At 67.6% G+C, this 13,460-nt stretch carries 15 protein-coding genes; 11 read left to right on the top strand and 4 right to left on the bottom strand.

The window, feature by feature from the left end; translation table 11 throughout:
* Window positions 1-31: 31 nt before the first annotated feature.
* Window positions 32-625 (top strand): Sec-independent protein translocase protein TatB, encoded by a 594-nt coding sequence (gene tatB, locus MKK67_RS30650; RefSeq protein WP_243972630.1) that lies wholly within the window; start codon window positions 32-34, stop codon window positions 623-625.
* A complete protein-coding gene (gene tatC, locus MKK67_RS30645; protein WP_243972628.1) occupies window positions 622-1,422 on the top strand; it encodes a twin-arginine translocase subunit TatC in 801 nt (266 codons plus the stop codon). Before tatB ends, tatC begins: the two co-directional genes overlap by 4 nt.
* A gap of 393 nt (window positions 1,423-1,815) precedes the next feature.
* Here the strand turns inward: tatC and tyrS are convergent, their stop codons facing one another.
* The gene (gene tyrS / locus MKK67_RS30640; RefSeq protein WP_243972627.1) at window positions 1,816-3,087 is read right to left on the bottom strand and encodes a tyrosine--tRNA ligase; all 1,272 of its coding nucleotides are present in this window, start codon (window positions 3,085-3,087) and stop codon (window positions 1,816-1,818) included.
* Between the two features lie 127 nt (window positions 3,088-3,214).
* On the opposite strand from tyrS, the gene MKK67_RS30635 reads away from it, so the two are divergent.
* The 3 genes from MKK67_RS30635 (at window position 3,215) to MKK67_RS30625 (ending at window position 6,129) form a co-directional block, all read left to right on the top strand.
* A complete protein-coding gene (locus tag MKK67_RS30635; protein WP_243972626.1) occupies window positions 3,215-4,354 on the top strand; it encodes an anhydro-N-acetylmuramic acid kinase in 1,140 nt (379 codons plus the stop codon).
* A 79-nt stretch (window positions 4,355-4,433) separates the two neighbouring features.
* Complete coding sequence (locus tag MKK67_RS30630) at window positions 4,434-5,516, top strand: catalase family protein (protein WP_243972778.1); 1,083 nt, start codon at window positions 4,434-4,436, stop codon at window positions 5,514-5,516.
* Window positions 5,517-5,529: 13 nt separating this feature from the next.
* Window positions 5,530-6,129: a DUF3578 domain-containing protein gene (locus MKK67_RS30625; RefSeq protein WP_243972625.1), complete on the top strand. Its 600-nt coding sequence runs from the start codon at window positions 5,530-5,532 to the stop codon at window positions 6,127-6,129.
* Here the strand turns inward: MKK67_RS30625 and MKK67_RS30620 are convergent.
* The gene (locus MKK67_RS30620) at window positions 6,095-7,027 is read right to left on the bottom strand and encodes an EamA family transporter (protein WP_243972624.1); all 933 of its coding nucleotides are present in this window, start codon (window positions 7,025-7,027) and stop codon (window positions 6,095-6,097) included. The genes MKK67_RS30625 and MKK67_RS30620 overlap by 35 nt on opposite strands.
* A 165-nt stretch (window positions 7,028-7,192) precedes the next feature.
* On the opposite strand from MKK67_RS30620, the gene MKK67_RS30615 reads away from it, so the two are divergent.
* The 4 genes from MKK67_RS30615 to ribB all read left to right on the top strand — a co-directional run bounded on the left by MKK67_RS30615 (window position 7,193) and on the right by ribB (window position 10,374).
* The gene (locus tag MKK67_RS30615) at window positions 7,193-7,435 is read left to right on the top strand and encodes a hypothetical protein (RefSeq protein WP_243972623.1); all 243 of its coding nucleotides are present in this window, start codon (window positions 7,193-7,195) and stop codon (window positions 7,433-7,435) included.
* Between the two features lie 110 nt (window positions 7,436-7,545).
* Window positions 7,546-7,812, top strand: coding sequence for an amino acid transporter protein (locus MKK67_RS30610; RefSeq protein WP_243972622.1), 267 nt, complete (start codon window positions 7,546-7,548; stop codon window positions 7,810-7,812).
* Window positions 7,813-8,040: 228 nt separating this feature from the next.
* The gene (gene aroC, locus MKK67_RS30605; protein ID WP_243972621.1) at window positions 8,041-9,138 is read left to right on the top strand and encodes a chorismate synthase; all 1,098 of its coding nucleotides are present in this window, start codon (window positions 8,041-8,043) and stop codon (window positions 9,136-9,138) included.
* A 159-nt stretch (window positions 9,139-9,297) separates the two neighbouring features.
* Complete coding sequence (gene ribB, locus MKK67_RS30600; protein ID WP_243972618.1) at window positions 9,298-10,374, top strand: 3,4-dihydroxy-2-butanone-4-phosphate synthase; 1,077 nt, start codon at window positions 9,298-9,300, stop codon at window positions 10,372-10,374.
* Window positions 10,375-10,378: 4 nt separating this feature from the next.
* Here ribB and MKK67_RS30595 read toward each other — a convergent pair whose 3' ends face one another.
* Both MKK67_RS30595 and MKK67_RS30590 read right to left on the bottom strand, forming a co-directional pair.
* Window positions 10,379-10,996 (bottom strand): LysE family translocator, encoded by a 618-nt coding sequence (locus MKK67_RS30595; RefSeq protein WP_243972616.1) that lies wholly within the window; start codon window positions 10,994-10,996, stop codon window positions 10,379-10,381.
* Between the two features lie 161 nt (window positions 10,997-11,157).
* Window positions 11,158-12,087 carry a histone deacetylase family protein gene (locus MKK67_RS30590; protein ID WP_243972614.1) on the bottom strand — a complete coding sequence of 310 codons (930 nt, stop codon included), beginning with the start codon at window positions 12,085-12,087 and terminating at the stop codon, window positions 11,158-11,160.
* 184 nt (window positions 12,088-12,271) lie between these two features.
* Between MKK67_RS30590 and MKK67_RS30585 the strand changes: the two genes are divergently transcribed.
* Both MKK67_RS30585 and MKK67_RS30580 read left to right on the top strand, forming a co-directional pair.
* A complete protein-coding gene (locus MKK67_RS30585) occupies window positions 12,272-12,850 on the top strand; it encodes a L,D-transpeptidase (RefSeq protein ID WP_243972612.1) in 579 nt (192 codons plus the stop codon).
* A gap of 162 nt (window positions 12,851-13,012) precedes the next feature.
* Window positions 13,013-13,453, top strand: a complete 441-nt coding sequence (locus tag MKK67_RS30580; protein ID WP_243972610.1) for a hypothetical protein — start codon at window positions 13,013-13,015, stop codon at window positions 13,451-13,453.
* Window positions 13,454-13,460 lie beyond the last annotated feature (7 nt).

Genomic DNA, 13,460 nt, shown 5'->3' with positions numbered 1-13,460 from the left:
CGGATCCCAGGGCAGCAGGACCGTCGACGACATGCTGGACATGAGTTGGGGCGAGGTGATGCTGATCGGCGGCGTCGCCCTCATCGTCATCGGGCCGAAGGATCTCCCGAAGGCGCTGCGCACCGTCGGGCAGATCACCACGAAGCTGCGCCGCATGGCCGGCGAGTTTCAGATGCAGTTCAACGAGGCGATCCGCGAGGCCGAACTCGACGAGGTTCGCAAAGAGGTCGACGGTATCCGCAATACCGTCCGCTCGACGAGCACCGGCTTCAACCCGGTCCAGACGATCCGGGACGAGTTGAAGGGTGCCGTCGAGGGCCGGGTCGCCGCCCGGCAGGGATCCGAGGCCCTCGGCCCCGAGAAGCCGGCGCCGGACACGCGTTCGCTCGCCGACGCCACCGCGCAGCTCAAGGCCGAGCAGGACGCCGCCGCGCCACCGAGCACCGAGGATGCGCCAGCGGTCGCTGAGCCGGCCGCGCACGCCGATCCGTTCCAGCACGTTGCCCCGCCCGAAGCACAGCTTCCGATCCCGGGCTCGGTGGACGATCCCTACGGGCCCCCGCCCGAGCCGCCTGCGACGCACGACACCCCCATGGACCCGAAGAACGGCGCCACTGCCCGATGATCAGCGACGCCGACGAGGCCGAGATCGAAGCGTCCCGGGCGCCGCTGCTCGAACACCTGATCGAATTGCGCTCGCGGCTGATCAAGTCGCTGATCGCCTTCGTGGCGATGTTCTTCTGCTGCTTCTTCTTCTCGCGCGATATCTACAACATCCTGGTCTACCCCTACGTCTCGATCGTGGGCGTGCAGAATGCCGAGCTGATCGCGACGCATTTCCTCGAGCAGGTCTTCACCAACATCAAGCTCAGCGTGTTCGGTGCCGCGTTCCTGGCCTTCCCGGTGATCGCCACGCAGATCTACGCCTTCGTGGCGCCGGGCCTCTACCGCAACGAGCGCAAGGCGTTCCTGCCCTACCTGGTGGCCACGCCGATTTTTTTCGTCCTTGGCGCGCTGGTGGTGTTCTTCCTGGCGATGCCGCTCTTGATAAAATTCTCGGTGTCGCTGCAGCAGGTCGGCGTCGATGGCGAGCCGACGATCAAGCTGCTGCCCAAGGTCGACGAGTATCTCTCGCTGATCATGACGCTGATCTTCGCCTTCGGCATCGCGTTCCAGCTGCCGGTAATTCTGACCCTGCTCGGCCAGATCGGCATCATCGACGCCGCCTTCCTGCGCGAGAAGCGCCGCTACGCGATCGTGCTGGTCTTCGTCGTCGCGGCCGTGCTGACGCCGCCGGACGTCATCTCGCAGCTCTCACTCGCCCTGCCGATGCTGATTCTCTACGAGGCCTCGGTATTCTCGGTGGCCCGGGTGGAGAAGCTGCGCGCGGCGCGACGGGCGGCGGAAGGGTTGGATCCGTAAGGGGCTCGCCTTCGGCAACGATTGTCGAGGCGAGACGTGCTTCCTCGAATTTCGGGCTGAAAACACGCAGTCGTTTGCCGGCGACGCCACAACAGCGAGAATGATCACCTTGTCATTCCGGGGCGCCGCAGGCGAGCCCGGAATCCAGATCCGCCGACGGTGCAAGTGCTTGAGCTGTCGGCGTTTATAGATCCCGGGCTCCGCTTCGCGGCCCCGGGATGACAATGTGGATGCTCGAGCGCCTGCGAAACTCTCGAGGTCCCAAACGTATGGCGTCCTTTCTTGACGCCCGATCTGCCTGCGCGATGCGGGGGCAAAAAATCAGCCCGGGCTTTTTTAGCCTCGTTCGATGGGACGAAAGCGTACCTTGCCAGAACGCGCGCGTAGCGAACCCTACGCCGTCCGCAGCAGCACGTGCCGCTTCTTGCCGAAGGACAGCTTGATCACGCCATCCTGGGTCAGGTCCGCCGGCGTCAGCAAAGCCTTCTCGTCCGTCACGGCGGCATCGTTGACCCGCAAGCCGCCACCCTTGATCTGGCGCCGCGCCTCGCTGGTCGAGGGGACGAGCTTGGCGATCTCCGGCCCGAACGCCGTCAGCACGCCGAGCCCCGCTTCCAGGGTCGCGGCCGGTACGGTGACGCTCGGCAGGTCGGCGGCCAGCGTCCCCTCGACGAATGTCTTGCGCGCGGTCTCGGCGGCGGCCTCGGCAGCCTCGCGGCCGTGCATCAGCGCCGTGGCCTCGGTGGCGAGCACCGTCTTGGCTGCGTTGATCTCGGAGCCAGTGAGCGCCGCGAGCCGCGCGACCTCCTCCATCGGCAACAGCGTGAACAGCTTGAGGAAGCGGGCCACGTCCGCATCCTCGGTGTTGCGCCAGAACTGCCAGTAATCGTAGGGCTTGAGCACGTCCGGGTTGAGCCAGACGGCGCCGGCGGCGGTCTTGCCCATCTTGGCGCCCGACGACGTGGTCAGCAGCGGGCAGGTCAGGGCGTAGAGCTGGGGCGTGCCCATGCGCCGGCCGAGATCGATGCCGTTGACGATGTTGCCCCACTGGTCCGATCCGCCCATCTGCAGGACGCAGCCGTAGCGGCGGTTCAGCTCCACGAAGTCGTAGGATTGCAGGATCATGTAGTTGAATTCCAGGAACGAGAGTTCCTGGTCGCGCTCCAGGCGGAGGCGGACGCTGTCCATCGACAGCATGCGGTTCACCGAGAAGTGACGCCCTATGTCGCGCAGCATCTCGATGTAGTTGAGCTTGGTCAGCCACTCGGCGTTGTCGACCATCACCGCATCCGTAGAACCCTGGCCGAAGCGCAGGAACCGGTCGAAGGTCTTGCGGATCTCGGCCTTGTTGGCGTCGATCTGCTCGACGGTGAGGATCTTGCGGGTCTCGTCGCGGCCGGACGGGTCGCCGACGCGGGTAGTGCCGCCGCCCATCAGGGCGATCGGCTTGCCCCCGGTGGCCTGCAGCCAGTGCAGCATCATGATCGACAGCAGGTGACCGACATGGAGCGAGGCCGCCGTACAATCGTAACCGACATAAGTGGTGAGGCGCCCTTCGAGCGCCGCGGCGTCGATCCCGGCGAGGTCCGAAGTCTGGTGGATGTAGCCGCGCTCGGTCAGGATCCGCAGGAAGTCGGATTTCGGCGCGAAGCTCTCGGCGGTCATGGCTGCGGTCTCGGATCGCGAGCCGGCGCGACAGGCCGAGGCTCTGCGTGCTAGCTCGCGCTGCTGGGGTTCAGGATACGGCGCGCTCTTAGCAGGGCGTTGGCCGAAAGGCACGGGGTCGAGCACAATGGCGATGATGCGCGCGATCGGACTGATGAGCGGCACCTCGCTGGACGGCGTCGACATCGCGCTGATCGAGACCGACGGCGAGCGGGTCCACGTCGTCCGAGGCCACAACAACTTCCTCGAGCCGCTCGGGCCAACGGGCTACCGCGGCTATTCCGACGAGGAAAAGGCGCTGCTGCGGGCCGCCACCAAGGATGCCGAGTCGGTGCTCCATCCGGGCGACCGCCCTGGGCGCCTGCCCGAGGCTGAGGCGTTCGTCACCCAGGCGCATGCCGAGGCGGTCGAGCGTTTTTTGGCTGAGAACGGCCTGAGCGCCGAGTCCATCGACGTCATCGGCTTCCACGGGCAGACCGTGATCCACCGGCCGGACCAGCGCATCTCGATCCAGATCGGTGACGGGCAGGCGCTGGCCACCCGGCTCGGCATCCCGGTCGTCTCGGACCTGCGCCGGGCCGATATCGAGGCCGGGGGCCAGGGCGCGCCGCTGGTGCCGGTGTTCCACAAGGCCCTGGCCGAAGCCTCTGGCTTCGACGGCCCGTTCGGCATCCTCAACATCGGCGGCGTCGCCAACGCGACGCTGATCGATTCCAAGGGCGGCGTGATCGCCTTCGATACCGGCCCCGGCAACGCACTGATCGACGAGTGGATGCAGGAGCGCGAGGGCAAGAACCTCGACGATGGCGGCCGCACTGCCGCCCGCGGCCGCGCCGACGAGCCGCTGCTCGCCTGGCTGCTGATGCACCCGTTCTTCTTCCGCCGGCCACCGAAATCGCTCGACCGGAACTGGTTCTCGCACAAGCTCGCCGGCCAGCTCTCCACCGAGGACGGGGCCGCGACGCTCACGGCGTTCACGGCGCGGGCGGTGGCCCGGGCGCTGGACCACGCCCCCGAGATCCCGACCCGCTGGATCGTGGCCGGCGGCGGGGCGCGCAACGGCGAGCTGGTGCGGCTGCTGAACTACCATCTGCGCGCCGAGATCACGACCGCGGACGCGATCGGCTGGTCCTCGGCTTACCTGGAGGCGCAGGCCTTCGCGTATCTCGCGGTGCGCTCGCTCCGGGGCCTGCCGATCACTTTCCCGCCGACCACCGGAGTGCGCGAGCCGATGACCGGCGGGGTCCTGGCGCGACCGAATGCCTGATCCCCGCGCGGGCAACCGACGCATGGCCGGGCTGTTGGCTCCCGATAGGACGCAATCGGGATTAAAGACCTTGGCAGAGATGTATGTGCGCTATCACGACGGCATCGAGACGCCGGCTCCGGATGAGAACGACACCATCGACGCGATCATCGCGTCGATGACCCGCGAGAGCGAGACCACGGCCGACCGTTACGGTCACGCGGTGCGCGCCTCGCACGCTAAGGTCAGCGGCGTGGTCATCGGCGAGCTTCAGGTGCCGGACGATCTCCCGCCCGAGCTGAAGCAGGGCCTGTTCGCCAAGGGCGGCACCTATCCGGTGATCGTGCGCTTCGCGCAGGGACCGGGCGAACTCCTGAAGGATAGTGTTTCGACCCACCGGGGCATGGCGATCAAGGTGCTGGGCGTCGAGGGGGAAAAGCTGCCCGGCCACGGCGCGGAGACCCAGGACTTCGTGCTCGCCACCGGCCCGGTCTTTCCGAACCCGGATGCCAAAGGCTTCCTCGGCAGCATGAAGCAGCTGGAGGCCGGCACGAAGGCGCCGGAAGCCTTGAAAGCCGCCGTCTCGGGGACGGCACGGGCCATCGATACGGTCGTGAAGGCGGTGACAGGCGAGAGTTCGCCGCTCCTCGACTTCTTCGGGCACGAGCCGCTGCATCCGCTGGCCGAGCCGTATTACTCGCAGGCCGCGCTCCGCTACGGCGACCACGTCGCCAAGATCGCCGCTTTCCCGGCCGGCCCGAAGCAGGAATCCCTGGCCGACGAGAAACTGCATCCGGGCGAGGACCCGGACGCGTTCCGGCATGCTGTCACGGCTTATTTCGGAGGGCATACGGCCGTGTTCGAGATTCGCGCGCAGCTCTGCACGAATCTCAACGCCATGCCGGTGGAGGATGCGTCGAAGCGTTGGGACGAGAGGGAGAGCCCCTATCGCACGGTCGCGCGCCTTGTCCTGCCGGCCCAGGATTCCCAATCCGAGGCCCGCACCCGCTACGCGAACGACGTCCTGTCCTTCCGGCCGGCCCACAGCCTCGCGGCGCACCGCCCGCTCGGCTCGCTGATGCGGGCGCGGCTCAAGACTTATCAGGCGCTCTCCAGCTTCCGCCACGGGCGCAACCAGACGCCGGAGACGGAGCCGACCGGGATCGAGCAGGTTCCGGCCTGATGCCGGTCGCGATGTGAGCCTCGGCCACGCCCTGCGCCGGATCGTCGAGGAATATCCGCTCGCCCGGCTCGATCCGCCGGCCGGGCATCCCCTGGCGGCGGTGATCCGGCGGGGCGCACCGGACGAGCTGCGCGCCGCCCTCGAAACCATCGACGGCTCATTCCTGGTGAAGGGCAGCCCCGGACGCGGCAGCAACTGGGCGGCCGTGCCCTGGCTCGCCGTGTTCGACCCCGCCGTCACCACCAGCGCTACGCGCGGATACTATCTCGTCTACCTGTTCCCGGCGCATCGCGAGGTCGTCCACCTGTCGCTGGCGCAGGGGACGGTGGCCGCGATCAGCGAGCACGGGCCGCGCGCCGAAGCCTATCTACGCGCCAGCGGCGACGCTCTCCGCGCCCGCCTCTCCGACTTCGCCGACAAGCTGCCGAACCGGTCCATCACCCTCGGCAGCGCGGGCGAATTGCCGGAGGGCTACGAGGCGGCCCACATTCTCGGCCTCAGCTACGACCTCGACGCTCTCGGCGACGAGTGGCGCCTGCGGGCGGATCTCGCGGTCGGGGTGTCGGCTTATCGGGCGCTCAAGGCGCGGGGCGGTCTCTCAGGACTGCCGTGATGGCGGTTGTGGAGCGAGGTCCCCCGGCTCGACGCTGTCGGAACCAAGCGACCAGCACATCGAGCGCGATCCCGAAGAAGATGAGCGCGGCGCCAGCCGCGGCGGCGGCCTCGAAGGGCTCGGCGAGAAGCCATCGCGAGCTGGACAAGCCGATGATCGGGATCAGCAGGGCGAACGGCGTCACCGTGACGGCGGGATAGCGGCTGAGCAACCGGTTCCAGAGCGCGAAGGCGAGGATCGTCGTCGGATAGGCGATGAACAGAACGGCGCCCCAGGTTTGAGCATCCGCCCGCAGGAACGCGGTTGTGATGGCGTCGGGGCCTTCGATCACCAGCGATAGGGCGAGGAGCGGCGGTGCCGCTACCAGACTGCCCCAGACCATCAGGGCGAGCATGTCGATTCGGCCGGCGGCTTTCACGATCACGTTGGCGACGCCCCAGAACAAGGCCGCCCCGATGACGAGCAGAAAGGCCCCCAGAAGCGCATGCTGTCCCTGCCAGGCGGCGATGACGCCGACCCCGCAGCCGGCGATCAGCGCGCTGAGCAGCTGGAGCCCGCTCGGACGCTCGCCGAAGACCAGGAAGGCGAGCCCGATCGTGAAGAAGACCTGCGTCTGCAGCACGAGCGAGGACAGGCCCGCAGGCATGCCAAGCGCCATTCCTAGAAAGAGAAGCCCAAACTTCACGACGCCGAGAACGAAACCGAACGCAACGACGATGCGGAGGGACGTCCGCGGCGGCTTCAAGATCAAGAGGACCGGGAAGGCCGCGAGCAGGAAGCGCAGGCCGGTCAAAAGCAACGGCGGAGAGGCCATAAGAGCAATCTTGATCGCCACGAAATTCAAGCCGAATATCGTGACCACCACGAGCGCGATGCATATGTCCACCACCAACACCACGCATGCTCCCGACTTAGTGCGCACCTCCTCCGGCGACGGACAGTGCATGGTCAAGCTTGAGCGCGGGATGAGTTAAGTCCAGGTACAGTTCCGTTCGAGCAGCCAAAATTGTCCGGTTTGTCGAACCAGACAGTTTGGCCGATGATGGTGCGAGGAGCTGCTGTGATGTACATCACGAATCTCCTCGTCTTGCTGAGCGTGCCGGCCGCGGCGTTAATCCTCGGCTTCGGCGCGATACATATGGCGAAGCGGGCCAGCGGGCGCCGACTGAGGTGCACGCTTTCTGCCGCTGGCGTCGAAAATCCGTTCGAGCGCTGGCTGACGGAGGATCTCGTTGCTGGAGCGGCGGTTCATCGAACGCTCAAGGCGCGGGGCGGCCTTGAAGTACCGGTCCGCAAGTGCCCCTGATCAGTCCGGGTCATTTTTGTGGAAGGTCGCGATGCGCAGGAGCATTCCAGCTTTCTACGACAATGTGTCGAGCCCAGATTTACTGAGGATTCTCAGCCGGGTCGCGATGGATGGATCAATCGCTTTTCATGCCGAAACCATCGGCTCGCACTGTGTTGATTGCAAATGAGCGAACGAAGCTGACGGCGGGTTACGTTAACGCCATCGCTGGATCGATTTTCACTGTTGGTGGGTTGGCCCCGATCTTTGCAATTCTATACACATCCAACACGCCGAGCGTGCCGATACCGGTGATGGTCGGCATCGCGGTCGTTTGCTGGATCACCAGCGGAACGCTACATTATGCAGCGTGGGGCTTGCTGAGGGAGTTGGCGTGATGAGTGTCTTGAACGTTCTCGTCCTGCTGAGCGTGCCGGCCGCAGCCCTCATTCTCGGTTTCGGCGCGATACATATTGCGAAGCGAGCCGATGGCCGTCGATAGGGGAGCGTCCCCGGTCTCTGGCAAATCCACTCTGTTCGATTCGGCGAGCAAACAGCTTACAGATCGGTCTGACGCCTATCCGCCGTTTGTGCCCCCGGCGCTCCCGCGCTAGACGGGCCGCGTCATGTCTCACAACTCGTTCGGCCACCTGTTCCGCGTCACGACCTTCGGCGAGAGCCACGGGGTCGCGCTCGGCTGCGTGGTGGATGGCTGTCCGCCCGGGCTGGCGCTGGAGGTGGAGGAGATCCAGGCCGAGCTCGACCGCCGCAAACCCGGCCAGTCGCGCTTCACCACCCAGCGCCGCGAGCCCGACCAGGTGAAGATCCTGTCGGGGGTGTTCTCGGACGACCGCACCGGCGGGCGCCAGTTCACCACCGGCACGCCGATCGCCCTGATGATCGAGAATACCGATCAGCGCTCGAAGGATTATTCCGAGATCCGTGACAGCTACCGTCCGGGCCACGCCGACTACACCTACGACGCCAAATACGGCATCCGCGATTATCGCGGCGGTGGCCGCTCCTCGGCGCGGGAGACCGCGGCGCGGGTCGCCGCCGGCGCCGTGGCGCGCAAGGTGGTGCCGGGCATCACCATCCGGGCGGCCCTGGTGCAGATGGGACCGCACGCCATCGATCGGTCGCGCTGGGACTGGGCGGAAGTCGGCAACAACCCGTTCTTCTGCCCCGATGCCGAGGCGGCTGCCCTGTACGAGACCTATCTCGACGAGATCCGCAAGGACGGCTCCTCCGTCGGCGCGGTGATCGAGGTGGTGGCCGAGGGCGTGCCGCCGGGGCTCGGCGCCCCAGTCTACGGCAAGCTCGACGCCGATCTCGCCGCGGCGATGATGTCGATCAACGCCGTGAAGGGGGTCGAGATCGGCGACGGATTCGCGGCCGCCGCCTTGCGCGGCGAGGACAATGCCGACGAGATGCGGGCCGGCAATGGCGGGCGCCCGCGCTTCCTCGCCAACCATGCGGGCGGCATCCTCGGCGGCATCTCCAACGGCGAGCCGGTGGTGGTGCGCTTCGCCGTGAAGCCGACCTCCTCGATCCTGACCCCGCGCCGCTCGGTGACCCGCGACGGCGCCGAGGTCGATCTCATCACCAAGGGCCGCCACGATCCCTGCGTCGGCATCCGCGCCGTGCCGGTGGCAGAGGCCATGATGGCCTGCGTGCTGGCCGATCACTATCTACGCCATCGCGGGCAGGTGGGAGCGGCCTGAACCGCCGGGGCCGTGCCCGATCGCGCCGCGATCGGCTAAGCTCCGAGTCCGAAACTTTCACAGGCTCGCGCGCGCCGGACTGGGATCCCTGCCGGCGGTGCGCGAGCCAGGCCTTTCCTCCCCTGGTGGGCGGGGAGAAGCGAGACGAGAGAGCGATCCGTGCCCCATTGCACCGTCACCGAGGCCATCGCAGCCTTTGCCCGCGGCGAGATCGTGGTCGTCACCGACGATGACGATCGCGAGAACGAGGGCGACCTCGTCGTCGCGGCTTCGCTGTGCACGCCAGAGAAGATGGCGTTCATCATCCGCAACACCTGCGGCATCGTCTGCGCGCCGATCACACAGGACGAGGCCCGGCGGCTGCACCTCGACCCAATGGTGGCCTCGAACGATGCGCCGCTCGGCACCGCCTTCACGGTCACGGTCGACGTGAAGCACGGCCTCACAACTGGCATTTCCGCGGAACAGCGCTGCAACACGGTGCGGGCGCTCGCCAACGGCAACATGGGCGCCGGCGATTTCGTCCGCCCCGGCCATGTCTTCCCGCTGATCGCCCGCGACGGCGGCGTGCTGATGCGCTCGGGCCATACCGAGGCCGCGGTCGACCTGTGCAAGCTGGCCGAGCTGCCCCCCGTCGGCGTGATCTGCGAGCTCGCCAACGACGACGGCACCGTGATGAAGGGGCCCCAGATCGAGGCCTTCTCTGAGACGCACGGGCTGAAGCGCGTCTCGGTGGCCGACCTGATCGCCTATCGGCAGGCGCGGGACCGGCTGGTGGAGCGGGTCGGGCACTTCACCGTCCAGTCCAACCACGGCGAGGTGACGGCCTACGCGTTCTCGACCCCCTTCGAGGCGATCCAGCAATTCGCCTTCGTGATGGGCGATATCGGCGATGGCCGCGACGTGCTGGTGCGGCTGCACCGCTCCAACGTCGCCGCTGACGTGATCGGCGGGGGCAAGCAGATCGACGCTGTGCTCAAGCGCTTCGCGTCAGCCGGCCGCGGGGTGCTGGTCTACCTGCGCGACGGCACCGCCGGCGTCCCGTTGAAGAGCACCAAGGAGGAGGGGACGGAGGCCGTGCGCGCCCGCCAGTGGCGCGAGGTCGGTCTCGGTGCCCAGATCCTGCGCGACCTCGGCGTCGTCTCGATCCGCAACCTCGCGACCTCGGCCCGCTCCTATGTCGGCCTCTCGGGCTTCGGCATCGAGCTTCTGGGTGACGAACCGCTGGAGGGGTGAGCCCTCAGGCCCGGCGCGCGACGGTCCAGACCGCCGCGCCGGCCATGATGGCGGCCGCGCTCCGGTTCAGCCGGGCTCGGAACACCGGTTTCCGCAGCGAATCCCGCGCCCGGGCCGCCAGGGCGGCGTAGGGCGTCACCACCGCCGCCAGCACCAGCGCCGTCAGTCCGACGAGAACGCAGAAGTCGCCCGCCGTGACCGTCCTGAGGTCGACGATCGTGGGCAGCACGGCGAGGTAGAACACGATCGTCTTGGGGTTAGCCAGGGTGACGGTGATCCCCGCGATGAAGCTCGCGAACGGCCGATCCGCGGGGCCGCCCTCGATCCGATCGGTCTTCCCGGCCGAGCGCCACAGGCGCACCGCCAGGTAGGCCAGATAGAGGCCGGCACAGAGCCGGACGACGACGAAGACTTCGCCCAACGTCTCCGTGATCAAGGCAAGCCCGAACACGGCGGCGGACAGGAATATCAGATCCCCCAGGATCAGCCCCACCGAGAAGGCCATGGCGGCCCGGAAGCCCGAACTAAGCGCTCGCGCGACCAGTGCGATGATCCCCGGGCCCGGGACCGCCGCGGCGATGCCGAGCGCCAGAGCGTAGGTGAAAAAGCCGGCCAGCGTCATCGACTGCCCCCGAATCTGACCGAAGGCCCGACGCTCTCAAGGCGATGTATCCATGTGGGGAAGACGCAGCGTTTCACCGGCGGCACGTGTCCGATCGATTCTGACCCGACCGATCATGCCGCCGATCGCACCGCCCGCAAGCCAAATCCGATCGCCGTGCGTCACCGCCCCATCAGCGCATCCACATGGGCTGAGACGGATTTGGAAAGCCCTTCCAGGCTGTAGCCGCCCTCCAGCACCGAGACGATCCGGCCACCGGCGCAACGCTCGGCCACCTCCATCAGCTTGCGGGTCGCCCAGCCGAAATCCTCCGCCTCGAGCCGGAGATTCGCCAGAGGATCGAGGCGGTGGGCGTCGAAACCCGCCGAGATCACGATCACGTCGGGCCGGAACGTTTCCACGCGTGACAGGATGCCGGCCTCGAACGCCTCGCGAAACACCGCGCCGTCGTCGTTGGGCCGCAGCGGCACGTTGACGATCGTGTCCTTCTCGCCGCGCTCGGAGGCGGCGCCGCTGCCCGGGAACAGCGGCATCTGGTGCGTCGAGGCGTAGAGCACGCTCGAATCGTCCCAAAAGATGTCCTGGCTGCCGTTGCCGTGGTGGACGTCCCAATCGACGAGAGCGACGCGCTCGGCGCCGTGTTTCTCCCGCGCATAGCGGGCCGCGATGGCGGCGTGGTTGAACAGGCAGAAGCCCATGGATCGGGTCCGCTCGGCATGGTGGCCGGGCGGGCGCATCGCCACGAAGGCGTTGCGGCACTCGCCGGCCATGACCGAGTCGAGGGCGTGGTTGGCGCCCCCGATCGCCCGCAGCGTCGCCTCCAGGCTGCCGGCGGACAGGATCGTGTCGGCATCGATCCCGACCATGCCGTGCTCCGGCACGGCGGCGACCAGCGCGTCGACGTAGTCGCGCGGATGCGCCAGGGTCGCGACCTCGATTTCCGCCCGCGGCGCGGCCACCCGCACCAGGCCGGCGAAGCGTTCGTCTTCCAGGGCGCGCTCGATCGCCCGCATCCGCGCCGGCCGCTCCGGATGCCCCTCCGGAACCTCGTGGTCGAAACTCGCCGGATGGCTCACGTAGAGGGTGGTCACGACGGTCACTCCCGGATGCGGTCCTGTCGCGCGCCTGCAACAGGAGCCGGCAATGTGCCATGGCCGCAACGCGCGGACTACGGCGGGGTGCCCGCCCTGGTTATAGTTGCTCAAATCTTCCGCGGGACGCGTCGCGACCGGGTGGGGCACGCCCGACGCCCGGAAGCCGTCCGAGGACAGCCGCATGCGCATCATCCCGGTCATCGCCTGCGCCGTGCTGCTCGCGGGCTGCACGTTCAAAGCCGTGCCGGACCCGAAAGTCTCGGCCCGCGACGCGGAGTTCATGGCCCTCGTGCCCGAGGCCGAGTTCGATCCGCACTTCGCCCGCTACCAGGTGAGCGACCCGACCGGGAAGCCGCCGGGCACGATCGTCGTCGAGAGCAAGGAGCGCCAGCTCTACCTCGTGCTGCCGGACGGCAAGGCGATCCGCTACGGGGTGTCGGTGGGCGACGAGGCCTATGGCTGGACCGGCACCGCCACGGTCGACCGCAAGGCGGAATGGCCGGCCTGGAACCCGCCGGCCGAGATGATCAAGCGCTGGCCCCACGTCCACGCCATGCAGGGCGGCCCGATGAATCCGCTCGGCGCCCGCGCCCTCTATCTGGCGGATCACGGCAAGGACACGCTCTACCGGATTCACGGCACCAACGAGCCGGAGAAGATCGGACAGGCGGTCTCCTCGGGCTGCATCCGCATGCGCAACATCGACGTGGTGGACCTGTTCAACCGCGTGCCCGTCGGGGCCACGGTCATCGTCCGGTAACGCAACTGATCAACGTCCCAATAAGCCTGCTTGCTCGGTCCGTGTTTACCTGAACTTCCGTTCAGATCTTGCCGTTAACTTCCGGCAGGGGTGCCGTCCCGTAAGTTCACATCACACCGGGACAAGCACCGACCGCAGCAAAGGTCGGAGGAGCAGGCAGCCATGACCATGATCTCCGTTCAACAGTTCTGCAACCATGCCGTTTCGACTGGCGCGATCAGCGACGAGGACCTCCTGGTCCTCAAGCGCGAGGTGCTGCCGGAGGGGATCATGAGCCGCGACGAGGCGGACATGCTGATCGCCCTGGAGCGCGCGGTGATCGGCTCCGACGACTTCGCCGACTTCCTGGTCGCCTCGGTGGTCGACTTCGCCGTGTGGGGCCTGCGCCCGACCGGCTATATCGACCGGGAGGTCGCCGCCTGGCTCGCCGGCTCGCTCACCGGCCGCGATGGCCCGAGCCCGGTCGGCGCCCGGATCGCCATGGAAATCGTCCGGGAAGCGCAGGGCAGCGCCGAGGCTCTGATGGCCTTCGCCCTCGACGCCAACCGCTGGACCCGCGAGGCGAGCCAGGCTCCGCGCATCACCTTCGCCCTCGCGGCTTGAGCCTAAG

It is taken from the genome of Methylobacterium sp. J-072, from assembly GCF_022829425.1.
GTDB lineage: Bacteria > Pseudomonadota > Alphaproteobacteria > Rhizobiales > Beijerinckiaceae > Methylobacterium.
This window is presented reverse-complemented; position numbering and strand designations above follow the sequence as displayed.

Coding starts and splice junctions, on each gene's coding strand:
- MKK67_RS30630 (WP_243972778.1), top strand. CDS start 4,434: ATGTATGTGCGCTATCACGACGGCATCGAGACGCCGGCTCCGGATGAG.
- aroC (WP_243972621.1), top strand. CDS start 8,041: ATGTCTCACAACTCGTTCGGCCACCTGTTCCGCGTCACGACCTTCGGC.
- tyrS (WP_243972627.1), bottom strand. CDS start 3,087: ATGACCGCCGAGAGCTTCGCGCCGAAATCCGACTTCCTGCGGATCCTG.
- tatC (WP_243972628.1), top strand. CDS start 622: ATGATCAGCGACGCCGACGAGGCCGAGATCGAAGCGTCCCGGGCGCCG.
- MKK67_RS30615 (WP_243972623.1), top strand. CDS start 7,193: ATGTACATCACGAATCTCCTCGTCTTGCTGAGCGTGCCGGCCGCGGCG.
- MKK67_RS30635 (WP_243972626.1), top strand. CDS start 3,215: ATGGCGATGATGCGCGCGATCGGACTGATGAGCGGCACCTCGCTGGAC.
- MKK67_RS30585 (WP_243972612.1), top strand. CDS start 12,272: ATGCGCATCATCCCGGTCATCGCCTGCGCCGTGCTGCTCGCGGGCTGC.
- MKK67_RS30580 (WP_243972610.1), top strand. CDS start 13,013: ATGACCATGATCTCCGTTCAACAGTTCTGCAACCATGCCGTTTCGACT.
- MKK67_RS30595 (WP_243972616.1), bottom strand. CDS start 10,996: ATGACGCTGGCCGGCTTTTTCACCTACGCTCTGGCGCTCGGCATCGCC.
- MKK67_RS30610 (WP_243972622.1), top strand. CDS start 7,546: ATGGATCAATCGCTTTTCATGCCGAAACCATCGGCTCGCACTGTGTTG.
- tatB (WP_243972630.1), top strand. CDS start 32: ATGCTGGACATGAGTTGGGGCGAGGTGATGCTGATCGGCGGCGTCGCC.